The sequence below is a fragment of the Brachybacterium sp. Z12 genome (genome assembly GCF_014400405.1).
In the GTDB taxonomy this organism is placed as follows: Bacteria; Actinomycetota; Actinomycetes; order Actinomycetales; family Dermabacteraceae; genus Brachybacterium.
This window is the reverse complement of sequence record NZ_CP060496.1, coordinates 774248-796564: the sequence shown is the minus strand read 5'-3', so window position 1 is coordinate 796564 and position 22317 is coordinate 774248. Positions and strand designations below refer to the sequence as shown.

General features: G+C 69.5%; 18 protein-coding genes and 4 pseudogenes. 12 read left to right on the top strand and 10 right to left on the bottom strand.

Features of this window, described 5'->3' with window-relative positions; genetic code table 11:
• Positions 1–416 precede the first annotated feature (416 nt).
• The gene (locus tag H3H54_RS04265; protein WP_262425655.1) at positions 417–857 is read right to left on the bottom strand and encodes a hypothetical protein; all 441 of its coding nucleotides are present in this window, start codon (positions 855–857) and stop codon (positions 417–419) included.
• Positions 858–1153: 296 nt separating this feature from the next.
• Here H3H54_RS04265 and H3H54_RS04260 point away from each other — a divergent pair, with 296 nt between their 5' ends.
• The 7 genes and pseudogenes from H3H54_RS04260 (at position 1154) to H3H54_RS04230 (ending at position 8312) form a co-directional block, all read left to right on the top strand.
• Positions 1154–2143, top strand: a complete 990-nt coding sequence (locus H3H54_RS04260) for a C2 family cysteine protease (RefSeq protein ID WP_262425654.1) — start codon at positions 1154–1156, stop codon at positions 2141–2143.
• A 141-nt stretch (positions 2144–2284) separates the two neighbouring features.
• Positions 2285–3229 carry a GAF domain-containing protein gene (locus tag H3H54_RS04255; protein WP_262425653.1) on the top strand — a complete coding sequence of 315 codons (945 nt, stop codon included), beginning with the start codon at positions 2285–2287 and terminating at the stop codon, positions 3227–3229.
• Positions 3189–3599, top strand: coding sequence for a hypothetical protein (locus H3H54_RS04250; protein ID WP_262425652.1), 411 nt, complete (start codon positions 3189–3191; stop codon positions 3597–3599). Before H3H54_RS04255 ends, H3H54_RS04250 begins: the two co-directional genes overlap by 41 nt.
• Before the next feature lie 177 nt (positions 3600–3776).
• Complete coding sequence (locus tag H3H54_RS04245) at positions 3777–4385, top strand: DUF6318 family protein (RefSeq protein WP_262425651.1); 609 nt, start codon at positions 3777–3779, stop codon at positions 4383–4385.
• 421 nt (positions 4386–4806) lie between these two features.
• Complete coding sequence (locus H3H54_RS04240; protein WP_262425650.1) at positions 4807–5502, top strand: PKD domain-containing protein; 696 nt, start codon at positions 4807–4809, stop codon at positions 5500–5502.
• A gap of 99 nt (positions 5503–5601) precedes the next feature.
• Positions 5602–7124, top strand: a pseudogene (locus H3H54_RS04235) (aldehyde dehydrogenase family protein).
• A 160-nt stretch (positions 7125–7284) separates the two neighbouring features.
• A pseudogene (locus tag H3H54_RS04230) lies at positions 7285–8312 on the top strand (ornithine cyclodeaminase).
• 18 nt (positions 8313–8330) lie between these two features.
• On the opposite strand, the pseudogene H3H54_RS04225 reads toward H3H54_RS04230, so the two are convergent.
• The 8 genes and pseudogenes from H3H54_RS04225 to H3H54_RS04195 all read right to left on the bottom strand — a co-directional run bounded on the left by H3H54_RS04225 (position 8331) and on the right by H3H54_RS04195 (position 15652).
• Positions 8331–9627, bottom strand: a pseudogene (locus tag H3H54_RS04225) (uracil-xanthine permease family protein).
• A gap of 49 nt (positions 9628–9676) precedes the next feature.
• A complete protein-coding gene (locus H3H54_RS04220) occupies positions 9677–11422 on the bottom strand; it encodes a hypothetical protein (RefSeq protein WP_262425649.1) in 1746 nt (581 codons plus the stop codon).
• A gap of 156 nt (positions 11423–11578) precedes the next feature.
• Positions 11579–12244: a DUF6320 domain-containing protein gene (locus H3H54_RS04215; protein WP_262425648.1), complete on the bottom strand. Its 666-nt coding sequence runs from the start codon at positions 12242–12244 to the stop codon at positions 11579–11581.
• Entirely contained in the window at positions 12241–13719 is a 1479-nt protein-coding gene (locus tag H3H54_RS04210; RefSeq protein ID WP_262425647.1) for an alcohol acetyltransferase, read from the bottom strand. The genes H3H54_RS04215 and H3H54_RS04210 overlap by 4 nt, the downstream gene beginning before the upstream one ends.
• Positions 13716–14015 carry an alpha/beta hydrolase fold domain-containing protein gene (locus H3H54_RS18670; RefSeq protein WP_316249137.1) on the bottom strand — a complete coding sequence of 100 codons (300 nt, stop codon included), beginning with the start codon at positions 14013–14015 and terminating at the stop codon, positions 13716–13718. The genes H3H54_RS04210 and H3H54_RS18670 overlap by 4 nt, the downstream gene beginning before the upstream one ends.
• Positions 13964–14665: an alpha/beta hydrolase gene (locus H3H54_RS04205; protein WP_316249136.1), complete on the bottom strand. Its 702-nt coding sequence runs from the start codon at positions 14663–14665 to the stop codon at positions 13964–13966. The genes H3H54_RS18670 and H3H54_RS04205 overlap by 52 nt, the downstream gene beginning before the upstream one ends.
• Positions 14666–14724: 59 nt before the next feature.
• On the bottom strand, positions 14725–15222 hold the full coding sequence (locus H3H54_RS04200) for a flavin reductase family protein (protein WP_262425646.1): 498 nt from the start codon (positions 15220–15222) through the stop codon (positions 14725–14727).
• 10 nt (positions 15223–15232) lie between these two features.
• Positions 15233–15652 carry a YccF domain-containing protein gene (locus tag H3H54_RS04195; RefSeq protein WP_262425645.1) on the bottom strand — a complete coding sequence of 140 codons (420 nt, stop codon included), beginning with the start codon at positions 15650–15652 and terminating at the stop codon, positions 15233–15235.
• A gap of 164 nt (positions 15653–15816) precedes the next feature.
• On the opposite strand from H3H54_RS04195, the pseudogene argS reads away from it, so the two are divergent.
• Positions 15817–17588: pseudogene (gene argS, locus H3H54_RS04190) on the top strand (arginine--tRNA ligase).
• A 150-nt stretch (positions 17589–17738) separates the two neighbouring features.
• Positions 17739–18446, top strand: coding sequence for a lysoplasmalogenase (locus H3H54_RS04185; protein ID WP_262425644.1), 708 nt, complete (start codon positions 17739–17741; stop codon positions 18444–18446).
• Positions 18447–18514: 68 nt separating this feature from the next.
• Here H3H54_RS04185 and H3H54_RS04180 read toward each other — a convergent pair whose 3' ends face one another.
• Positions 18515–19408, bottom strand: coding sequence for an alpha/beta hydrolase (locus H3H54_RS04180; protein WP_262425643.1), 894 nt, complete (start codon positions 19406–19408; stop codon positions 18515–18517).
• A gap of 111 nt (positions 19409–19519) precedes the next feature.
• On the opposite strand from H3H54_RS04180, the gene H3H54_RS04175 reads away from it, so the two are divergent.
• The 3 genes from H3H54_RS04175 to H3H54_RS04165 all read left to right on the top strand — a co-directional run bounded on the left by H3H54_RS04175 (position 19520) and on the right by H3H54_RS04165 (position 22300).
• A complete protein-coding gene (locus H3H54_RS04175; protein WP_262425642.1) occupies positions 19520–19828 on the top strand; it encodes a hypothetical protein in 309 nt (102 codons plus the stop codon).
• Complete coding sequence (gene mtnN / locus H3H54_RS04170) at positions 19771–20268, top strand: 5'-methylthioadenosine/S-adenosylhomocysteine nucleosidase (protein WP_262425641.1); 498 nt, start codon at positions 19771–19773, stop codon at positions 20266–20268. The genes H3H54_RS04175 and mtnN overlap by 58 nt, the downstream gene beginning before the upstream one ends.
• Before the next feature lie 328 nt (positions 20269–20596).
• The gene (locus tag H3H54_RS04165; protein WP_262425640.1) at positions 20597–22300 is read left to right on the top strand and encodes a BCCT family transporter; all 1704 of its coding nucleotides are present in this window, start codon (positions 20597–20599) and stop codon (positions 22298–22300) included.
• Positions 22301–22317 lie beyond the last annotated feature (17 nt).

Sequence of the window (22317 nt, the reverse complement as noted above, 5' to 3'; positions counted from 1 at the left end):
ACCGGCCCCTCTCCCGGCCCTCGTTCCCCGCGAGCGGACCCTGGGAGGTGGGCCGGTGCTCGTCCCTCGCAGCCACGCCTCCCTCGCCGCGCATCCCCTCGCCACGCATTCCCTCGCCACGTCGCGAAAGGTTCCACCTCCTGGCACCTTTCGCGACGCGGCGAGTCGGGGCGCTGCGGCAGGCCGGGGCGCTGCGGCGCGCGCTCAGCGCAGCACGGAGCTCAGCAGCAGGCTGGTCTCGCTAGGTGCGCGAGCACGAGAGACGGTTCCTGGTGATGTCGCAGCGGGCCGCCGCGCAGCTCACCCCCGCAGCGACGACGGATCGAGCGCTCCTGCGAGGTCCTCGCCGTGCCGGTGCCCACCATCGAGGCCGCCGGCGGCTCGGTGCGCTGCATGCTCGCCGGGATCCACCTGCCTCAGCGGCAGGCCGACTCCTCGACCGGGATCCCGAACACGCGCACCACAGTGGTCCCCGCCGCGGTGTAGACGTGCACCCCGGCGCCGTCCGCGCGATCGCTGAAGAACCCGTAGGCCGGGGCACCGTTGCGCCGCATCGCGCCGCCGACCTCGTCGAACCCGTGCTCGACCAGCACGGGGTTGATCGCCTCACGACGGGCATCCCAGGCCTCCGGATCATCCTCTGGAAGCATGATCTCGGCGCTCGAATCCCCTGGCGACCAGCGGCAGATCCCGTCATCGTCGAAACGGACCCGCTCCGAGTCCTCGTCCCAGCTCGCGTTCGCGCCCTGCAGCATCGACTCCTGCAGCGGCGGGAGCATCTCCCGGTACTGCGCGCGGGCCTCGTCCACCGGAACGGGCTCAGGTGCCGCGGGCGTGCATCCGGTCAGAGCGATCATCGCCGCCACCCCGACGAGGAGTGTGCGCCGCGAACGGGCACGACGTCCCCCGGTGCTTCATCCACATTCACCCATCCCCTCCCCTCAGGCTTCACCACTCGATCTAGCATGATCCGAGTCACAGTCTCGACGATGGAGCGTACTTGATGCTGGGTGCTGACACCGTTGTCCTCTCCGCCTTGGGGACGACTGCCGGACGACGCGCGGGCGACCTGCGCGATGTCCTGAGCGCAGTCCTCCACGCCGATGACCCGAGCATCTGGGTCGGTCACGACCGGAACGCCTTCGATCGGGAGATGCATGCTCTCCGAGCACGGCTCGACGCCATCGCACGGCGCGTGGGCGAGATGGCCGACGAGCTCTCAGAACACGCGCACGAGCAGGACCTCGCCTCGACGCCGGACGCCCCCGCATTGCCGTCATCGATGAGTTCGCTGCGGTCCCTGCTCGGACAGGCAGACTCCCCGGGGTATGCCGAAGACCTCTTGCGCCGCCTCTTCGGGGCGTCCGGCGGCTCGACCGAGGATTCACTGGGCGGCTTCGAAGACCCTCGGAACGTCAGCTCGCGCACCATCGGAGTGGACCTCGAGACGATCGAGGCATTCGACCCGAGGAGCACTGTCCAGGGCAACGACTTCGGTGACTGCTGGTTCCTCGCGACGCTCGCGTCCGTGGCCGCGCAGAACCCGGAGCTCATCGCGGAGCACATCGAGCTGATCCACGGCCCCACCCCGGACGAGGACTACTGGATCGTGACGCTCTACGAGGACGGCGAACCGGTCGAGCATGTCGTGACGCAGGAAGAACTGATCAAGGACGGAGTCCGCGGGCGCATCGACCACGACAGCGGCTCCTTCTCCGAACGCATCTCCTGGATGAGCGTCTACGAGCGGGCGGCCGTCGAACACGTCGGCGGGGACTACGGCGATCTCGAGGCGAATTTTGCCGGGAAGGGATTCGACATGATCACCGGTGACAGCGGGAGCGTCTCCATCGACGCCAGCTTCGACTCGGTCCGGGCGGACCTCGAGGACGGCAAGTCGGTGGTGACCAGCACGCCGCCGGGATGGCTGCTCGGTGGCGCACCGGACGGAGATGTCGTCGACGGCCACGTGTACATCGTCGAAGGCTTTTCGACCAACGAGAGGGGTGAAGAGGTGGTGGTCCTCGTCAACCCCTGGGGCACGCCGCAGCCACCGGCGTCGAAGCCTCCCGTCCTCGAGCTGACCCAGCAGGAGTACGCGGCGAACTTCGTCTCCCGCAACACCGTCGGCCATGACGCGTGAGCCGACGGCCCCGCCCGGCCCGCAGCCGTTGCCCCGCCCGCACCCACGGGGTACGGTCGCCTCAGCTGTGACACGAGCGACGACGAGGTGGATCGTGATCTATGCATGCTTTTCCGTTCCCGCATCCCGGGACGAGTTCGGATGACCGCCACCAGCTGGTCACCGACGGATTCTGCCTACCAGGCGCAGCTTCTGCGCGCCCATGAAGACCTGCGCGCCCACACCGAGCTGCGCGGCGACGGCGGCCTGGTCCGGGAGTCTGTGCTCGCTTCCTGGCGCCGCTCGCTGGCCGCCCGGCCCGCGGATGCTCTCCCCGCCGGCGCCGTGCTCGAGGGCGAGGAGCTCGCTGCCGCACGGCGCGAGCATCTGTTCTCCGCGGTGCTTCCGCTGCTGCGTTCGAGGCTGATCGATCCAGCCGTCGAGGCCGGGCTGGTGGTCGCGCTCGGCGACGCGCGCGGGCGGTTGCTGTGGGTCGAAGGGCGGCCCCAGCTGATCTCCCGCGCTGATGACATGGGATTCGCCGCCGGCGCGGACTGGTCCGAAGCCGCCATGGGCACCTCCGCTCCCGCTCTCGCCCTCACCACCGCCTCCTCGATGCAGGTGGTCGGGGCGGAGCATTTTCACGAGGCCGTGCATCCTTGGAGCTGCAGCGCTGTGCCGGTGCGGCACCCCCACACCGGGGAGGCGCTCGGGATCCTCGACGTCACCGGCACCGCCGAGGCGGTCTCCCCGCTGGTGCTGCCGCTGCTCGAGGCGACCGCTCGGGCCGCCCAGGACGAGCTGCGCGGGCTGTTGCTGAGCCCCGACCCGGTGGACGCCCCCTCGCCCCGCCGGCCGCGGATCCTGCCGCGCCCCTCGCCTGCCGCAGCGGCCGAGCTTCTGCTCACCGGACGTCGTACCCCGCTGCTGCGCGCGGGCTCCCGCACGATCGAGCTTCGCGGGCGCCACGCCGAGCTGCTCACGCTGCTGCACCTCTCCCCCGAGGGGGTCAGCGGCGGGGGAGCTCGCCGAGCAGCTGCACGGGAGCATCGGCGCGGAGGGGACTGTGCGCGCCGAGGTGGTCCGGCTGCGCAAGCTGCTCGCTGAGGGGAGTGGACTGACGATCGCCTCGCGGCCGTACCGGCTGCAGGGAAACGTCTCCAGCGATCTGCTGCAGGCCCGGGCGGCTCTCGAGCGCGGGGACCTCGACGCTGCTCTCGACCACTGCACCGGAGAGCTGCTGCCCTCTTCGGAGGCCCCCGAGATCTGTCGGATCCGGCGACGCTTCGATGACCACTTCCGCGAGCTCCTGCTGGAGGTGGGCACCTCCGTCCAGCTGTGGCGGTACGCGCAGCGGCCCGCGGCGGAGCACGAACTCGAGGTGCTGATGACGATCCTCGAGCTCGCCCCCGCCGACGCTCCTGAACGCTCGTGGGCCGCAGCGCGTGCCCGTGACCTGCGCGGAGAGGACTGCTGAGCACGGCTCCCACGCCGTTGCTCCGCCGCTCTGTCCACAATCGTCGCGATCCGGTGCCAGCAAACGCGGTTCCTGGATACCGTGTCGGTGATCTGACACACTCCCGGAAGGCACTTCCATGCCCCGTCGTCTCCTCAGCGTGGCCGCTGCCGGCGCCCTCCTGCTCGGCCTCGCGGCTTGCGGCGAACCGAACGACGGCCCTGTCACCACTCCCCGCCGGACATCGGCATCAGCGATCCGAGCGACGGCGGCGGTGACACCGAGCCCAGCGACGGCGGCGGTGACACCGAGCCCAGCGACGGCGGCGGCGAACAGACCGAGTCGCCCACGGCCGGAGCCCCCGACATCCCTCCGCCCGACCCGTCGGAGTACGCGGGGATGGACGAGAACACGCCGGAGGGGGCGGAGCAGGCGTTCCGGTACTACGTCGACCTGCTGTTCTGGGGGTACCAAACGGGGTCCGCCGAAGCTACGATCAAAATGTCTGGGCCAACATGTGATGGATGCCGCGAAATAACTTCTCAGATAGACGACATCCGAAGCAATGGCACCTACTGGGGCGATACCCAAGTATCCGCTTACGGTTCAGAAACGTATGGATCCGAAAATTACGATTATGAGATCGGATATATCTACATAGTGGGCGAACATGCGGAGCCCAGCGCGGGCGGCCAGACGACAGAGGTGCCGGAGAAGGCGTACTCCGCGATCGCTGGGATGTCCTGGAATGACGGCTACTGGACTGTCGGTGGATTGAGTATCGAGGAGACGGATAGTGACCTGTGAAGTTGTCACAAAGCGCACTGCAGCTCTCGACCCACTACGAACCCTGGCCCTCATTATCGGCATAACGCTCATGGCCCTACTGGCACTTCCAGCTCATGCGGCGCCCGAGCCGCCAGCCCCTTCCCCTGTTGAAGACGCAAACTCGTCGGACTCCCCCGCTCCGGAGACTCACGAAAATTCCGATGAACCGAGTTTCGGCGTCGGACACAGCAGGGTCAGGGAAGACGTCACCAACGGTAATAACAATCCCGGCGGCGCAGACTCGCACAATAAGCCGCCGCCCCCACCGCCCCACAGCTACATCTGGGCTCCCGTCTCGGAGTTCTCCGGCTGCGGCGCGGACGTCAGCGGAGGCTCTTCGTGGTCCTGCGCCCCGCACGCCGATTCCTGCGAAGCGGGCAACGGCAGCAGCTTCCAAGGCGTGGGCGACGCACTGATCATCGGCGGGGCCACCCCGGCACAGGGTCCCTCCGAAGGCGTCACCCAACGCGGCACCCGCATCGACAACGAAACCGGAGAGCGCACCGATCTCGGGATCCGCTGCGCCCGTCCCAACACCCCCGAGTTCGACAAGGCGCCACCGGTGGTCATCACCGTCACCCAGTCCGACTTCGCCCGCATGCCCGTTAAGCCCCTCCAGGCCCACGCCGGCCCCACCGACGGCTGGCTCGCCGTGAACATGATCAACGTGCTCTACGCCGAGTCCGAGCCGCAGGAGCTCAGCGTCGAACTGCTCGACACCCCGGTCGCCATCCGCGCCACCCCGCGCTCCTACCACTGGAACCTCGGCGACGGGAACACCATCACCACCACCAATCCCGGCAAGCCCTACCCCTCCGAAGTCGTCTCAGCCACCTACGCCCAGGAAGGCTGGTACGACATCACCCTCACCACCACCTTCTCCGGGCAGTTCTCCGTCGCCGGCGGCGAATGGCAGGACATCGACGGGACCATCGAAGTCACCTCCGATCCCGTGCCGATCTACTCCAAATCCCTCGAATCCCGCCTCGTCAACGGCGATGTCCCGGTCGACGAGGACGAAGACCCCTGGATCCCCGAGCGCACCCCCGACACCGAAGGCCCACAGGATCCCGCCGCCACCCACCGCAAGATCTGAGGCCCCGACCCCACGCAACGTTCATGCAACGTGACCTGGATTACGGTGCTGGGCATCCGACGACGACGTCGGCTGCGCACCGCCTGCGAAAGGAACGTCATGACTGTCTATGCACGTCCGGGAACCGAGGGCTCGAAGGTCACCTTCAAGCCCCGCTACGAGAACTACATCGGCGGCCAGTGGGTGCCGCCCACCAAGGGTGAGTACTTCGAGAACCCCTCTCCGGTGACGGGAGAGGTCTTCACCGAGGCCGCCCGCTCCACCTCCGAGGACATCGAGAAGGCGCTCGACGCCGCCCATGCCGTAGCGCCCGCCTGGGGAAGACCTCCGTGGCCGAGCGCGCGGTGATCCTCAACAAGATCGCCGACCGCATCGAGGAGAACCTCGAGATGCTGGCGGTCGCCGAGACCTGGGACAACGGCAAGGCGATCCGGGAGTGCCTGAACGCGGACCTGCCGCTCGCGGTGGACCACTTCCGCTACTTCGCCGGCGCGATCCGTGCCCAGGAGGGCACGCTCTCCCAGCTCGATGACGACACCGTCGCCTACCACTTCCATGAGCCGCTCGGCGTGGTCGGGCAGATCATCCCCTGGAACTTCCCGATCCTGATGGCGGTGTGGAAGCTCGCCCCCGCCCTCGCGGCAGGCAACTGCGTGGTGCTCAAGCCCGCCGAGCAGACCCCGGCCTCGATCCTGGTGCTCGCTGAGCTGATCGGGGATCTGCTGCCCGACGGGGTGCTGAACATCGTGAACGGCTTCGGTGTCGAGGCGGGCAAGCCGCTGGCCTCGAACAGCCGGATCGCGAAGATCGCCTTCACCGGCGAGACCACCACCGGTCGCCTGATCATGCAGTACGCCTCGCAGAACCTGATCCCGGTGACCCTCGAGCTGGGCGGCAAGAGCCCGAACATCTTCTTCGAGGATGTCGCCTCCCAGAACGACGCCTTCTACGACAAGGCCCTCGAAGGCTTCGCCATGTTCTCGCTGAACCAGGGCGAAGTGTGCACCTGCCCCTCCCGCGCCCTGGTGCAGGAGTCGATCTACGACAGCTTCGTCGCCGACGGCATCAAGCGGGTGGAGGCCACCAAGCAGGGCGACCCCCTGGACACCGACACCATGATCGGTGCGCAGGCCAGCAACGACCAGCTCGAGAAGATCCTGTCCTACATCGACATCGGCACGCAGGAGGGCGCGAAGCTGCTCACCGGCGGTGAGCGAGCGGATCTCGGCGGGCACCTCTCCGGCGGCTACTACGTCACGCCCACGATCTTCGAGGGTGACAACTCGATGCGCATCTTCCAGGAGGAGATCTTCGGGCCGGTGCTGGCGCTGACCCGCTTCAGCGACTACGACCAGGCGATCTCGATCGCCAACGACACCCTGTACGGGCTCGGCTCGGGCGTGTGGAGCCGCCAGCAGAACACCATCTACCGTGCCGGCCGCGCGCTCCAGGCCGGCCGCGTCTGGGTGAACAACTACCACTCCTACCCTGCGCATTCCGCGTTCGGCGGGTACAAGTCCTCCGGCATCGGCCGCGAGAACCACCTGATGATGCTCGATCACTACCAGCAGACCAAGAACCTGCTGGTCTCCTACTCGGAGAACAAGCTCGGCTTCTTCTGAGCGTCCCCCATCCACCGCTGCACCACCACACCACTGCACCACCGCCGACGGGCGGGTCGACCGGTATCGCGCCGGGTGGCCCGCCCGTCGGCCTACCCTGAGGGCCAGAGCACTCCTCGACCTTGCGCGATGACGCGCCCTACGACGGGAGATGAGAACGATGCCCCACCTGCTCGACGTGCCCGGCACGAGCCGCTGGATCCGGCGCGACGGCGCGGAGAACATCATGGCCGGGTTGGTCCGGTACCTCGAGGACGACCTGCGCCGCTGGGACTCCTTCGAGAAGATTCCCCGCCTCGCCAGCCACACCCCTTCGGCGTGATCGAGCTGATGCCGATCACCGACGGGGAGCTTTACTCCTTCAAATACGTCAACGGCCACCCGCTGAACCCCGCCCGCGGCCTGCAGACCGTCACCGCCTTCGGCGTGCTCGCCGACGTCGACAACGGCTACCCGATCTTCTTCGCCGAGATGACGCTGCTGACCGCGATGCGCACCGCCGCGATGTCGGCGCTCGCCGCCCGGGAGCTCGCCCGCCCCGGGGCGCGGGTCCATGCCCTGATCGGGGCGGGCTCGCAGGCCGAGTTCCAGGCCCTCGCCTTCCGGGCCGTGCTCGGGATCGATCAGCTGCGAGTGGTGGACGTGGACGAGGCGGCGGTGGAGAAGGTGCGCCACAACCTCGAACCCCTCGGCTTCCACGTGCAGCTGTGCGAATCGGTGGACGAGGCGGTCGAGGGCGCCGACGTGGTCACCACCTGCACCGCGGACAAGTCGCGCGCCGCGGTGCTGCATCGCGAGCAGGTGCGGCCCGGCATGCACCTCAACGCCATCGGCGGGGACTGCCCCGGCAAGACCGAGCTGGACCCGGCGATCCTCGAGCACGCCCGCGTGGTGGTGGAGTTCGAGCCGCAGACCCGCATCGAGGGCGAGATCCAGCAGCTCGGAGAGGACGCGGAGGTCACCGAGCTGTGGCAAGTGCTCAGCGGGAACGCCGCCGGGCGCACTTCGGACAAGGAGGTGACGGTGTTCGACTCGGTCGGCTTCGCGCTCGCGGACTTCTCGGCGCTGCGCTACGCCCAGGACGCGACCCAGGGCTCCGACCTGCTGGCCTGGATCGACGTGATCGCCGACCCGGACGATCCCAAGGACCTGTTCTCCCTGATCACCGCGCCCGACCACCCCGACTGAGCGCTGGCCCGGCCGAGCTCAGGCCTCGCGGGACGGGGCGACCTTCTCGGCGGGCTCGGTGACCTGATCGGTGCCGGTGGCGCGGCCCAGCTGGTGCATCAGGTGGTAGATGATCAGCGCCGCGAGGGTCCCCAGTGCGATGCCGGTCAGCTCGATGCTGCCGAAGGTCCAGGTGACGTTCGCGATGCCGACGACCAGCGCGACACCGGCGGTGAACTGGTTCTTGGGCTTCGAGAAGTCGACCTTGCCGTCGACCCACATCCGCACGCCGACGATGCCGATCAGGCCGTAGAGCACGAAGGTCACCCCGCCCAGCACGCCCGGCGGGATGGTGAAGATCGCGGCGCCCACCTTCGGGGAGAGCGAGAGCAGGATCGCGGCGATGCCCGCGACCCAGTACGCGGCGGTGGAGTACACGCGGGTTGCGCTCATGACGCCGATGTTCTCGCCGTAGGTGGTGGTGGGCGAGCCGCCGAAGCCGGCCGAGAGCGCGGTGGCGATGCCGTCGGAGGCGAGGGTGCGCCCCACCATGTGGTCGAGGTTGCGGTTCGTCATCAGGCCCACGCTGGTCACGTGCCCCACGTTCTCGGCCAACAGCACCAGCACCACGGGCAGGAACATCGGCAGCAGGCCGAGGTTGAACTCGGGGTGGTGGAACTCGGGCAGCCCGATCCAGGCGGCCTCCGCCACCGGCGCGAAGACGACCTCGCCGCGCAGCACGGCCACGCCGTAGCCGATCAGCACGCCCAGCAGCACCGAGACCCGGCCCAGAATCCCCTTGAACAGGGCGGTGCACAGCACCACCGCGAACAGGGTGACGGTGGCGGTGACCGCCGACTTCTGGAAGTTCTCGTACGCGGTGGGGGCGAGGTTGAAACCGATCAGGGCCGATCGAACCCATCACCACCGGCGGCATCAGCACGCTGATCCAGCGGGTGCCGATCTTCGCGACCAGCAGCCCCAGCAGCGCCAGCAGGATACCGGTGACCATCACGCCGCCGAGCGCGGCGCCCATCGAGTCGGCCTGGGTGGAGGCGGTGATCGGGGCGATGAAGGCGAAGGAGGACCCCAGGTAGCTGGGCACCTTGTTGCGGGTGATGATCAGGAAGAGCAGGGTGCCGATGCCGGAGAACAGCAGCGTGGTCGAGGGCGGGAAGCCGGTCAGCAGCGGCACCAGGAAGGTCGCGCCGAACATGGCGACCACGTGCTGGGCACCGATCCCGATGGTGAGCGGCCAGGCCAGGCGCTCCTCGGGGCGGACGATCGCGTCGGGCGCGATGGTGCGTCCGTCTCCGTGCAGGCTCCAGCGGAACATGGTTCTCCAGGGTGTGGGGAGGAAGGGTCTTGAAAGGGGGCGGGGCGGGTCAGGCCGCGGGGAAGATCTTGCGGCGCGCCGTCTCATCGGCGACATCCGGGACCCGCTCCAGCAGCGAGACGCGCCCGCCGTCGCGGGCCCTGAAGTCGGCGAACATCCGGGTGACGTCGGGGGCGCCGAACTCGTCCCGCACCGGGGCGGGGACGGTGAGCATCAGGGCGGCGCCGAGGCCGATGAACAGGGCGACACCGCCGGTGACCAGGCCCGCCCCTGCCGCCATCGCCAGCGAGTTCACGATCACGTCGAGGAAGCCGACGACCACCAGCACCAGCGCCGCGACCACGCCGCTGGCGCGGGCGGTGACGGCGGGGCGGGAGAGCAGCGAGGTGCGCCCGAACAGGGACACCACCACGAAGCAGGCGCAGACGACCGCGTCGATGAGGTGCAGGACCGTGCCTCCGGGCGCCTGCCCGGCAGTGGCGGCGATCGCGGCCAGCAGGTGCCACACCACGGCGGCGGCGTGCATGAGCGCGCTGAACTCGAAGGCTCGCACGGTGTAGACCAGCCAGTCGGTGCGGCGGAAGGAGACCGGCATGCTGCGCACGAAGGAGCGCGAGATCATCAGTCCGAAGGCCGCGACCAGGAACGGCAGGTAGACGAAGCCGGAGGCGAAGCTCAGCGGCGCCGCGAACTGCAGCCCGAGGGTGTTGTCGGCGAGCGCGGCGATCACCAGCGCCGCCACCACGGCGGTGGAGAACACGTACCAGGCACGCTCGCGGCGCAGTGCGGAGGTCAGCACGATGGCCAGCAGCAGCGCGGAGACCAGGGCGTTGGCGAAGGTCATCAGCGAGAACGCCCAGCCGGTGGTGAACACCCGCCCCACGATCATCACCAGGGCGATCAGCAGCGCGAGGGTCGCACCTCCGGCGACGCCCAGCAGGAGGGTGCGCGAGACTCTGCGTGCCCGCTGCTTCGGCAGGTAGCCCTCATGGGCACGTGGTTCGATGCCCAGGATCGCTCCGAGCAGCAGCAGGGAGACGCCGATGCCGATGCCCACGGGCGGTCCCTCGGGCAGGGAGGCGAAGAGCTTCGGCAGCGAGAGCACGAGGTCCGCGACGATCACGGTGACAGCGACGAGCAGCGCAGGCAGCAGGCCCGCCACCCGCAGGATCCGCACCGCGCCCAGCGGGGCCTTCTCGGGGACCCAGCGCAGAAGATGGACGATGACCAGCGCCGCGATACCGGTGCCGATGCCGATCTTCCCGCCGAGCTCCAGCAGCTGGCTGTCCGCGAGGGTGAAGGTGGTGGTCAGTGCGGCGACCAGGCAGATCAGGGCGAGCACGTCGCGGAGGGCGTCGAACACGCCCAGCTCCTTGAAGCGGTCCGGGAGCACGAGCCCGTTCAGCGGGATCTCGTCGTGCTCGGCGTTCGGGGTGGTGCCGGAGCGGGCGTAGGAGACGGCGCCCGGGGACCGCAGCGGGGCGACCAGCTGATCGTCCTCGGCGGAGTCCTCCGGCTCGGTCGCAGCGGGGTCCTCATCGTCGGCCCCCACCATGGGGATCGCCCCGGTGCTGGTGTCCGGCTCGAGGTCGAGGCTGCTGAGGTCCACCGTCTCGTTCTCGCCGGGCGGCAGGGCCGGCGAGGCGGCGCGGCGGGCGAGCAGCGGGGTGGCGTAGCGGTCGAAGGCGGCGCGGTCGGGCAGACGGTCGGTGGGCAGGCTGTGGGGATCATCGATGGCGAAGATCCAGTCGTCGTCCTGGTCCCGGTCCTGGCCGCCGCGCGGGTCCCTGTCCATCGACCTTCTCTCCTGCCGTCGGAGGCCCGCCCTGGGGGCCATGCATGCCTGCGCTCCGTGCGCGCGTGCGTCTTGCATCCTAGGGAGATCGTGGGCGCTGGCCCCGTCGGCGCGCCGTGCACTCGCTGCGCAGTGCGTCTCAGCGTGCGCTGTCGCTCACAGGTGCAGCCGCTTGGCGAGCTCGTGGCGCACGATCCCGCCCCGCACCGTCAGCAGCAGCACCACCGCGGCGACGCTGAGGCCCCCGCAGATCGCCGAGGGGATCACCGTGCCCACCCATCCCAGCGCCAGGAAGAGGATCGGGGTGAGCCCCAGCAGCACGGTCAGCCCGCTGTAGACGACGTAGTCCCCCACCTCGATCCGGACCACCCGCGCCGTGATCAGCAGTCCCACGATCGAGGCGGCGCACACGATCGGCACGACGAAGGTCAGGGACCAGCCGCTCCAGCCGGAGAGGTAGTCCCAATAGACGCACACGCCTCCTGCGAGCACCACCAGGTAGACGATGAACTTCGCGAGGTTGCGGCGTTTGCTGACGGCCATGACCACCACGAGCCAGGTGGTGACGATCCCCAGCCAGACGCTGCGAAGCGCGCCGATGCCGTCCTGATCGCGCCCGAACAGCAGCTGCGCGAGGAAAGACAGAACGATCACCGCGAGCGAGGTGAGGAACAGGACCCGCAGCACCCTGCGCCGGGAGAAGCGCAGCGGCACGGTCGGGTACGGGCCGGGCACGGGCTCGCCCACGAGCGTGGTCCCGCACAGCGGGCAGCGGGCCCATTCCCCCTCGACCTCGACGGTGCAGTCCGGGCAGCGCCTCATGTCCCGAACTCCATCAGCTCATCCTCCGAGGCCCGCACCGCGGAGACGGTGACGTCCACACCTGCCTCGGTGAGCAGCGCCGCGTACTCCCGCACATGGTCGGTCTCCACGAAGGGGGCGGTGAAGCTGAGGGTCAGCAGGCCGTCGTGGGACATCGCGCAGAACTGGGGCCGCACCGCGGAGACGTGGAACAGCATCCGCCCCACATGGGATTCGGCGGGCTCGGGCAGCTTGACCCGGCCGAGGTTGGAGATCGCGACCGTGAGCCTGCGGTTGTTCGCATGGTTGATCAGGCTCAGCAGCAGGTCCTTGACGGGCCGGGGCACGATCCGGGCCAGCGGCAGGCGCTCCACGCGGAGCAGCCGGTGCAGCTTCTGCTCGAGCGCCTCCGGGGTGGCCTCGGCGCTGAAGCTCTCCTGGAGCGCGCGGGCCACCGCTCCGGGCGAGTCATCGCCCCGGCCGTAGGTGTGCTCGACCCGGATGGTCGCGAAGAAGTTCCGAGCGGAGCTCGAGGGGAAGAACTGGCGCAGGTTGACCGGCACGGACGCCGCCATGGTGGGCGGTCCCTGCGCCCCGGCGTCGGTGCGGCGGATCGATTCGAAGAACAGGGCGGTGAGGTACATCGTCAGTGCCGCCCCCTCCGACTTCGCGATGCCCAGCAGAGGCTTCGCCGGCATCGTGAGCTCTATGACGCGGGTGCGGTGATCGGGAGTGCGGGTGCCGCGCACCCGGTGGATCCGCCGACGGGCGGGTCGCGGAGCGGGAGGCTCCTCGACCGCCTCCTCCACCGGGGCGTCGGCCTCCTCGACCGTGAGCACGGCGGGCGCGGCCTCCCGGCTGAACTCCTCCTGGTGGTCGGCCTCGGCACGGCGGCGTCGGCGGCGGCTGCGGAAGTAGTGGGCGAAGGAGTCGGTGGTCAGCTCATGCACCTCCTCGGCAGCTTCGGCACCGGTGCGAGCGCCGACAGCCTCTGGTGGCGGATCCGGCCGCTCCTGCGCACCCGGTCGCACCTCGTCCGCGGCGGCATCGGGCAGCGCTTCCTGCGGGAAGCGGCGACGGGAGTACCCGGTCAGCAGATCGGTGAGGAACCACAGCGCTCCGGTGCCGTCGGAGAGCGCATGGAAGATCTCCAGGCTGATGCGTCGGCGGTGATGCAGCACCCGGAACAGGAGCGTGCGGCGATCCGGCTGGTAGATCGGGGCGCAGCTGGGCTCGGTCTCCGCCTCCACCACCGGGAGCAGATCGCTGTCCTGGAGGTAGTACCAGAACACGCCGCGGCGCAGGACCGCGTGGTAGAGCGGGAAGCGGGCGAAGGTCTCGTCGAGCGCCTCCTGCAGCAGCGCGGGATCGACCTCGTGGTCCATCTCGGCGCTCATCCGGAACACCTTGGGGTCCACGTCGCTGCGGGCGGCGGGGAAGATGTTCGAGGCGTTGTCCAGGCGGACCCAGTGCCGACGGCTGACCGGTCTTCTCATGCGCGTTCCTGCCCGGGGGCACCCTGGTCGAGGAACTCGTCGATCACCTCGTAGGCCTCCCTGAGCGGGCGGGCGAAGCGGGGCAGGCTGATGAAGCCATGCAGGGCACGCTCGACGCGGTGCAGGTGGACCCGGTTCCCGGCCTCTTCAAGGGCCCGGGCGTAGGCCTCGCCCTCGTCGCACAGCAGATCCAGCTCGGCGGTGATCATGAGGGTGTCGGGCTGGCCGGAGAGATCGGTCGCCATCAGCGGGGAGACCAGGCGGCTCTTCCGCTGCTCGGGGTCGGGGACGTACATGTCGAAGTAGTCCTCGACCTCGGTGTTCGTGAGCCGGTAGTCCTCCCCGTGACGGCGCACCGAGGCGAAGGGGAGGTCTCGGGATCGTGGTCCCAGTGCGTGACGGGGTAGAGCAGGATCTGGCGCGAGGGCGGGCGGTGGCCGCGCTCACGCAGCAGCAGCGACACGGCCGCGGCGAGGTTCCCGCCGGCGGAGTCGCCCATCAGCACGATCTGGTCGGCGTTCTCGAGCCCGGCGCGGCGCGGGTCCTCGAGCAGCCTGCGGGCCGCGCCGTAGCAGTCCTCGAGCGCGGCGGGGAACGGATGCTCGGGGGCGAGCCGGTAGTCGACCGACGCCACCCGGCAGCCGGTGAGGTCGGCCATGGTGCCGCAGGCAGGCGTGTAGCTCTCGATGTCCCCGGTGACCCAGCCGCCGCCGTGGAAGAACAGCAGCAGCTCCTCGCGGCGCTGTTCCCGCGGGGTGAACACGCGCACCGGCACCCGGTGCCCGTCCCCGCTGTCGGAGAAGGTGTCCCAGGTGGGGGTGCGGTACCGCACGGCCGGCAGCGTCGCCAGCTGCCGCTGCAGCTGGCGGACCCGCTCGTAGTCCTCCCGCATGTCGACGCGGGCGACGGAGAGGAGGCGCAGCGCGAGCCTCAGGAGAGGATTCACGGGCGCCGCACCGTGGGAGCGGAGAGCAGTTCCATGACTGCGAGGATAGTCGTCACGGCTCAGCGCAGATCGCGGCTCTCGCCGGCGAAGCGCACGGCCGGGCCCGCATCGATCCGCCCCTCGCCCATCTCGATCACCGGGCCGATCAGCAGACGATGGGTGGCGGCGTCGACCGCCTGCTCGACCCGGATCGCGAAGTGGGCGAGCACGCCGGGAAGGATCGCGTCCCCATCACCGGTGCGAGCCACCTCGAGGCCGCTCAGCATCCCCTGCAGCGGCGCGGCCGGGGTGCCGAAGCGGTCGGCGAGGTGATGCTGATCCTCGGAGAGCAGGTTGAGGCAGAAGTGCCCGGCCTCCTCCACGGCCTCGGCGGCCCGGCCCATGCCGTACAGCGCGATCAGCATGGTGGGCGGGTCGTAGGAGATGTCGAGGTAGGAGTCGACGGTCACGGCGAGGTCGCGGGATTCCTGCTGCGTGCTCGCCACGGCGAGGCCCACCGCGAGCAGGTCGCTGAGACGGCGGTACTCGTCCTGATCCACGGGGTCCACAGGAGTCATCGGGGGCTGCTCAGCGCGCCGTCGGGAACATCCGGGCACGGGCCGAGTCGGTGTCCATGACCTCTTTTCCGAAGGGGAAGCAGGTCACCGGGATGAGCTTGAGGTTCGCCCAGGCCAGCGGGATGCCGATGATGGTGACGGCCTGCGCGAGAGCGGTGCCGACGTGGCCGAGGGCCAGCCACCAGCCGGCGATCACGAACCAGATCACGTTGCCCAGGGTGCTCATCGCGCCGCCGCTGCGGGTGTCCACGACCTCGCGGCCGAAGGGCCAGATCACGAAGCCGGCGATCCGGAACGAGGCCAGACCGAAGGGGATCGTGATGATCAGGATGCAGGCGAGGATGCCGGCGAGCAGGTAACCGAGGAACAGCGCCCACCCCGCGGTGAGCAGCCAGATGATGTTCAGGATGAGGGTCAGTACGGAGCGCATGCCCCCAGCCTAAGGAGCGGGAGCGGTTTCCGGCCATGGGGGCAACCCCGCAGTGGAGCTCCTGGCAGTGCCGGGAGCCGCCGGGGAAGGTCGGTCGCGAAGGTCTGTCGAGCATCACGCCCGACGGAGCGGAACCTGCCGTGCCCGGCGACTACGCTGGAGGCATGCCTGCTCCCGAGATCGCGCTGACCCAGCGTTTCCAGTCCGCTTTCGCCTCCGCCTTCGGGCCCGAGTTCGCCGACGCGGATCCGATCATCCGCCCCTCGCAGTTCGCTGACTTCCAGTGCAACGCGGCGATGGGCCTCGCGAAGCGACTGGGAAAGAAGCCCCGCGACATCGCCGCCGAGATCCTGGCCGTGGTCGACCTCGAGGACATCGCGGAGACCCCGGAGATCGCCGGGCCCGGCTTCCTGAACATCCGCCTGCGCACCGACTGGATCGCCGCGCAGGCCCGCGAGCTCTCGGCCGACGCACGCCTCGGCGTCCCCTCCCCGAGGCCCCGGACACCGTGGTGGTCGATTACTCGGCGCCGAACGTCGCCAAGGAGATGCACGTCGGCCACCTGCGCACCACCGTGGTGGGCGACTCGATCGTGCGCACCCTGGAGAAGCTCGGGCACACCGTGATCCGCCAGAACCACATCGGGGACTGGGGCACGCCCTTCGGCATGCTCATCGAGCACCTGCTCGAAGTGGGCGAGGAGAGCGCCGAGGCGGATCTGCTGCGCACCGACCCCAACGCCTTCTACCAGGCGGCGCGCGCGAAGTTCGACACGGCCGAGCAGGAGAGCTCGCGCGGCGCCGGCCTCGAGGGCTCCGATTTCGCCTCCCGTGCCCGCCGGCGCGTGGCGACCCTGCAGTCCGGCGATCCCGAGTCTCTGCGGATCTGGACGAACTTGGTGGAGCTGTCCAAGCAGTACTTCCACCGCATCTACGACATGCTCGACGTGACGCTGACCGATGAGCACCTCGCCGGGGAGTCCAGCTACAACGGCCAGCTCGAGGCCGTGTGCGCGGATCTCGAGACCGACGGCATCGCGAAGATCTCCGACGGCGCGCTATGCGTGTTCCCTGCGGGCTTCATCGGCCGCGACGAGGAGCCGCTGCCGCTGATCATCCGCAAGTCCGACGGCGGCTACGGCTACGCCACCACCGACCTCGCCGCGATCCGGCACCGCGTGGACACCCTCGGCGCGGACCGCATCGCCTACGTCGTCGGCGCGGCGCAGGAGCTGCACTTCCAGATGGTCTTCGCCAGCACCCGCGAGGCCGGCTGGCTGCCCGAGACCGTCGAGGCGCAGCATGTGAAGATCGGTTCCGTGCTCGGCGAGGACGGGAAGATCCTGCGCACCCGTTCCGGTTCCTCGCTGCGCCTGATGGCGCTGCTCGAGGAGGCGGTGGCCACCGCCCGCTCCGTGATCGACGAGCTGCGCCCCGACCTGCCGGAGGCGGAGCGGGAGCAGATCGCCCACGACATCGGCATCGGCGGCGTGAAGTACGCGGACCTGTCCACTGCGCACGATTCGGACTACACCTTCGACCTGGACCGGATGCTCGCCCTGACCGGCAACACCGCCCCGTACCTGCAGTACGCCGTGGCGCGGATCCGCTCGATCGGCCGCAAGGCCGCGGCGCAGGGCATCACGGCCGCGGCCGCGCCGCGAGTCGAGAACGACGCAGAGCGCGCTCTCGCGCTGGCGCTGCTCGAGTTCGGGCCGACGCTCACCGCCGTCGGCGCCGACTACGAGCCGCACCGTCTGTGCGCGTACCTGTTCTCCCTCGCGCAGGCGTTCACCTCCTTCTACGAGGCTTCCCCGATCCTCAAGGAGTCCGATGAGGAGCTGCGCGCCGGGCGCCTCGCTCTGGCCGAGCTCACCGAGCGGGTCCTCGTCGAGGGTCTTGATGCCCTCGGCGTGAACGCACCACAACAAATGTGACGCCCAGTTCACATTCACGTGGGCAACCCGCGGCAATTCACACAGGTGTCAGGGGTCGTGACCGAAACGTGCCCGGACGTTATCCAAACGTGCCCGGCCCGTGCGGTCTGCGCCCTGGTCCTGGTCGGAGGCGGTTCCTAGGCTTGGACAGTGCCGTCGATTCGATCAGTCCACCTGCTGCTGTGGGCCGTCTACGCCCTGACGGCGACCACCCATCTCGGCGCGATGATGATGGACGCCGAGATGCTCCGGCGCCTGACCCAGCCCCTGTTCGCGCCCCTGCTGATCGCTGTCCTGCTGACCGCCGCACCGCAGCGCTCGCGCACCACCACCCTGCTGGTGGCTGGGCTGCTGTGTGCATGGGGCGCTGACAGCCTGGGACAGCTGGCGCCGGACATCTTCCAGCTGCTCACCGTGTTCGGGTTCCTGGGCGCGCTGATCTTCTACTCCGCAGCGCTGTACCCGGTCTGGGCACGCTCCCGCGATGCGATGCGCATCGCCCTGGCGATCCCCTATGCCGGGGTGGTGCTCGGGCTGTTCGTGGCCTGCGCCGACGGCGCCGGTCCCCTGCTGCCCGCCGTGGCGGCATATGCGCTGGCGCTGGCCGTGATGACCTTCCTCTCGGCCGGCGGCAACGGGCTGACCTGGTCCGGCGGCACCCTGTTCCTGGTCTCCAGCTCGCTGCTGGCGATGGACTGGTTCCTGCCCGGCGCGTCGATCGCCTTCAGCACCGAGCTGGTGATGCTCACCTACACCGTCGGGCACGCCCTGCTCATCGCCGGGATGGTCCGGGCGATGCCGCAGCGCCGCTGGACGGTCTGCGCCCCCGGCGCCTCTCTGGTGATTGTCGAAAGCTGAGCGACGTACTGCGAGCCCGCGAGCGGTAGGAGCACAGCAGATCGAGCAGAGCTGATCGCGACGGGGCTCTAGCCCAGCACCCTCGCCAGCAGCTCCGCCTGCTCCCGGTGGAGGCGCTCGATGTCCTCGCCCTTGCGGGCGATCAGCTGCAGGCCCAGGCGCCCGCTGATCTCGCGGTACGACAGGTCCTCCCCGTTCTCCTCGAGGTGCAGCTTCGCCACGCGCACCTCGGACAGGAACAGGTCACGCATGCCGACGCTGAGGTGGATGGGCGGGAGCCCGTCGAGACGCTCGTTGATCGGGGAGAGATCCGGATCATCGAGCGCGGTGCGGCCGGCGTAGCGTCGCGCCGCTTCCCGCAGCAGACGCCGCTCGTGCACGGGGTCCACCTGGTCGGTCTCGGTGATCCCGGCGTTGGACAGCTCGAGATCCAGCCACGGGGACATGGCGATCAGCGCCGCGGGCGCGGGGATCTCCGGTCTCTGCTGCAGTCGCCGGGCGACCACGAAGGCCAGCCCGCCGCCGGAGTGCTGGCCGGCCAGCGCCCACGGTCGGTCTGTGAGGCGACCGTCGGCCGCGAGCGCGGCGAGCACGGACTCGACATCGTCCCTGCCCACCGGGTGCTGGTGGTCGGGGGCGTTGCGGTAGTCGACCATCAGCCCGGCGCAGTTGCGGGCGTCGACCTGGCGGGACAGCCACGCCCAGTCGCTCGCGAACGGTCCGGAGACGTAGGCGCCGCCGTGGAGATAGATGATGATGCCGTTCTCCGCACGGTGCTCGTCGAGCCAGACGGTGCGGGTGCGGCCGATCATCTCGGGCTCGATCGCATGCGACTTCAGCACATGACCGGGAGGCGTGGACCGGCGGGCCTCGCTCAGCGCCTGGTGGGACACGGTGGCGGGGATCGGGATCCGCCGCACGGCGCGCGCCCCCGTCATCACGGCGTCTCGGATGCGACCCATCACTGCCTCCTGTCTGCGACCCGCTCGGGGCCGCCTCGCTGGCGTATGAGACCAGCCTAACGAACACACCTGAGGCCACGGACCGTCACCGCGCCCCGGTAGCCTTCGGCCATGCCTTCGCACTCCGCACCCCGCCCGACCTCGGGCCCCCTGCTGGTCCTCACCGCGATGCCCGAGGAGTCCGCGCCGCTGATCGCCCGTCTCGAGGGCGCCACGTCTCTCGAGGTCCCCTTCACCGGCGGTGTGGCCGCGGTGCGCGGCACGCTGCACGGCACCGAGACCGTGGTGGTGACCACCGGCATCGGCATCGCCGCCGCGACCGCTGCGGCGACCTGGGGGATCCTCAGCAGCGCTCCTCGCTGGTGGTCGCCGCCGGCTCATGCGGCGGGCTCGCGGCCGATGTCGAGGTCGGGACCCTGATCGTGGGAGAGACCTTCACCTACTCGCTCGCCGATGCGACCGCCTTCGGCTACGCGCCCGGCCAGCTGCCGGGCGGCCCAGAGCGCTTCGAGGCCGTGCCGTCCTGGGTGGATGCGGCGGAACGGGCGGCGCTGCGAGCCGACGGCCAGGGAGAAGGCCGTGGCGTGCGCCGCGGACTGATGCTCTCCGGGGACGCCTTCGTCACCGCTGATCTCGCGGAGCCGATGCGCGAACGTTTCGCCGCCGCGCTGAGCGCAGACATGGAGACCACGGCGAGCGCGCGCACCGCGGCGGCGCTCGGGGTGCCCTTCGTGGCGCTGCGCGCGGTCTCTGACCTGTGCGGCCCCGCGGCGGGTCAGCAGTTCCATCTCGAGCTGGACGTGGTCGCCGAGTACTCGGCCCGCGCCGTGGCAGAGCTCGCGAGAGAGCTCTCCGTCTGACGTCCGGCGGTGCGTCGGCCCCGCAGGGGCCGACGACTGCTGTGCGCCGACCCACCCTCGCCCCTCCACGAGTGTGGCGACGCCCACCCCGAGGCCCGTTGAGGGCCGTTGATCCGCCTGTCCCCTGTCCCTGCGGCGGATCGCCCGTTACGGTGCTGGAGTCCCTGAATCGCCCGATCCATCTGGAAAGAGGCACCGTGTCCGCGTCGTCGGCCCCGAATTCTCCCCCTCCTCCCCGTCCCCCGCCGAAGAAAGTCCGGCGCCCGCGCATAGCTACTCGCTGTCGAAGCCGGTCTTCTTCATCGCCGGCGGGATCATCCTGCTCTCGGTGCTGTTCGCCCTGCTGCTGCCGGATCTCTTCAACTCCACGATCTCGACCCTGAACTCGACGGTCGTGAGCTCCATCGGCTGGTACTACGTCCTGATCGTGACCGTCTTCGTGGTCTTCAGCATCGTGGTCGCGGCCAGTCGCATGGGCAACATCCGGCTCGGCAAGGACGACGACAAGCCCGAGTACTCCATGTTCTCCTGGTTCGCGATGCTCTTCGCCGCCGGCATGGGCATCGGCCTGGTCTTCTGGGGCGCAGCGGAGCCGCTGACCTTCTTCAGCGAGAACGGTGCCCCACCGAACGCCGCCGGGCTGGACGAGCCCGCCCGGGCCGAGCGCGCGTTGGGCCAGACCTTCCTGCACTGGGGCCTGCACGCCTGGGGCATCTATGTGGTGGTCGGCCTCGCCGTCGCCTACGCCGTGCACCGCAAGGGTCGCCCGGTCTCGATCCGGTGGGCGCTCGAGCCGATCCTCGGCAAGCGCACCGACACCTGGGTGGGCGACGCCATCGACATCATCGCCCTGGTGGGCACGCTGTTCGGCATCGCCACCTCACTCGGCTTCGGCGTCAATCAGATCGCCGCGGGCCTCGATCACCTCGGAGTGCTCCCGAACTCCACACTGGTGCAGGTCATCATCGTGATCGTGGTGACGGCGCTCGCGACCCTCTCCGCCGCCAGCGGCGTCGACAAGGGCATCAAGCTGCTGTCCAACCTGAACATGGGCCTGGCCGCGATCCTCCTGGTCGCCGTGCTGATCCTGGGCCCGACCCTGTTCCTGCTCCGTGACGTGGTCTCCAACGTCGGCTACTACCTGCAGAACTTCCTGCAGCTGTCCTTCCAGACCCTGCCGTTCCGCGGTGAGGAGGGTGCCACCTGGATCAGCGGGTGGACCACCTTCTACTGGGGCTGGTGGATCTCCTGGTCGCCCTTCGTGGGCGTGTTCATCGCCCGCATCTCCAAGGGCCGCACCGTGCGCGAGTTCATCACCGGTGTGCTGCTGGTGCCCACTGCGCTGACGTTCCTGTGGTTCACCATCATGGGCGGCACCGCGCTGTACAAGACCGTCATCGAGGGCGTCGACTTCACCGGCGGCACCGGCGACATCGACCCGAACACCGCGCTGTTCGAGACCTTCAGCCAGCTCCCCGCGGGGACGCTGCTGTCCGGCGTCGCCGTGGTGCTGGTGTCGATCTTCTTCATCACCAGCGCCGATTCGGGCGCGTTCGTGATGGACATGATCGCCCACAAGGGCGACCCGAACCCGCCGCGGATCACGCGGATCTTCTGGGCCTCGTCCTCCGGCATCATCGCCGCGGCCCTGATCTGGGTCAGCTCGCTGTCCGGTGACGAGGAGGCCACGGGCATGACCGCGCTGCAGTCCCTGGCGCTGCTGTCCGCACTCCCGTTCTCGATCGTGATGATCGGGATGTGCGTCTCGCTGTGGCGCTCCCTGAGCACCGAGGTGAGGGTGATCGAGAGGCTCGAGCTGCGCATTCGCCAGCGCGAGTTCATCGAGCGCTACTCCGACGAGATCTCCGACCGCGTCGACGCGAGGGTCGACGAGCAGGTCGCCGAGCACCTGCAGACCTACACCGGCGAGATGCAGCTCCCGCCGCTGGACGGCCCGGACGAGGCGCCCCAGGGTGGTGGCACCACCCGCGGTCGCCGCAACCGCAAGAACCCCTTCACCCGGGGTTCCTGACCCCGCTGCACGTGGCG

Coding starts and splice junctions, on each gene's coding strand:
- H3H54_RS04265 (WP_262425655.1), bottom strand. CDS start 857: ATGATCGCTCTGACCGGATGCACGCCCGCGGCACCTGAGCCCGTTCCG.
- H3H54_RS04260 (WP_262425654.1), top strand. CDS start 1,154: ATGCATGCTCTCCGAGCACGGCTCGACGCCATCGCACGGCGCGTGGGC.
- H3H54_RS04255 (WP_262425653.1), top strand. CDS start 2,285: ATGACCGCCACCAGCTGGTCACCGACGGATTCTGCCTACCAGGCGCAG.
- H3H54_RS04220 (WP_262425649.1), bottom strand. CDS start 11,422: ATGGACAGGGACCCGCGCGGCGGCCAGGACCGGGACCAGGACGACGAC.
- H3H54_RS04215 (WP_262425648.1), bottom strand. CDS start 12,244: ATGAGGCGCTGCCCGGACTGCACCGTCGAGGTCGAGGGGGAATGGGCC.
- H3H54_RS04210 (WP_262425647.1), bottom strand. CDS start 13,719: ATGAGAAGACCGGTCAGCCGTCGGCACTGGGTCCGCCTGGACAACGCC.
- H3H54_RS18670 (WP_316249137.1), bottom strand. CDS start 14,015: ATGTACGTCCCCGACCCCGAGCAGCGGAAGAGCCGCCTGGTCTCCCCG.
- H3H54_RS04200 (WP_262425646.1), bottom strand. CDS start 15,222: ATGACTCCTGTGGACCCCGTGGATCAGGACGAGTACCGCCGTCTCAGC.
- H3H54_RS04195 (WP_262425645.1), bottom strand. CDS start 15,652: ATGCGCTCCGTACTGACCCTCATCCTGAACATCATCTGGCTGCTCACC.
- H3H54_RS04180 (WP_262425643.1), bottom strand. CDS start 19,408: ATGGGTCGCATCCGAGACGCCGTGATGACGGGGGCGCGCGCCGTGCGG.
- H3H54_RS04175 (WP_262425642.1), top strand. CDS start 19,520: ATGCCTTCGCACTCCGCACCCCGCCCGACCTCGGGCCCCCTGCTGGTC.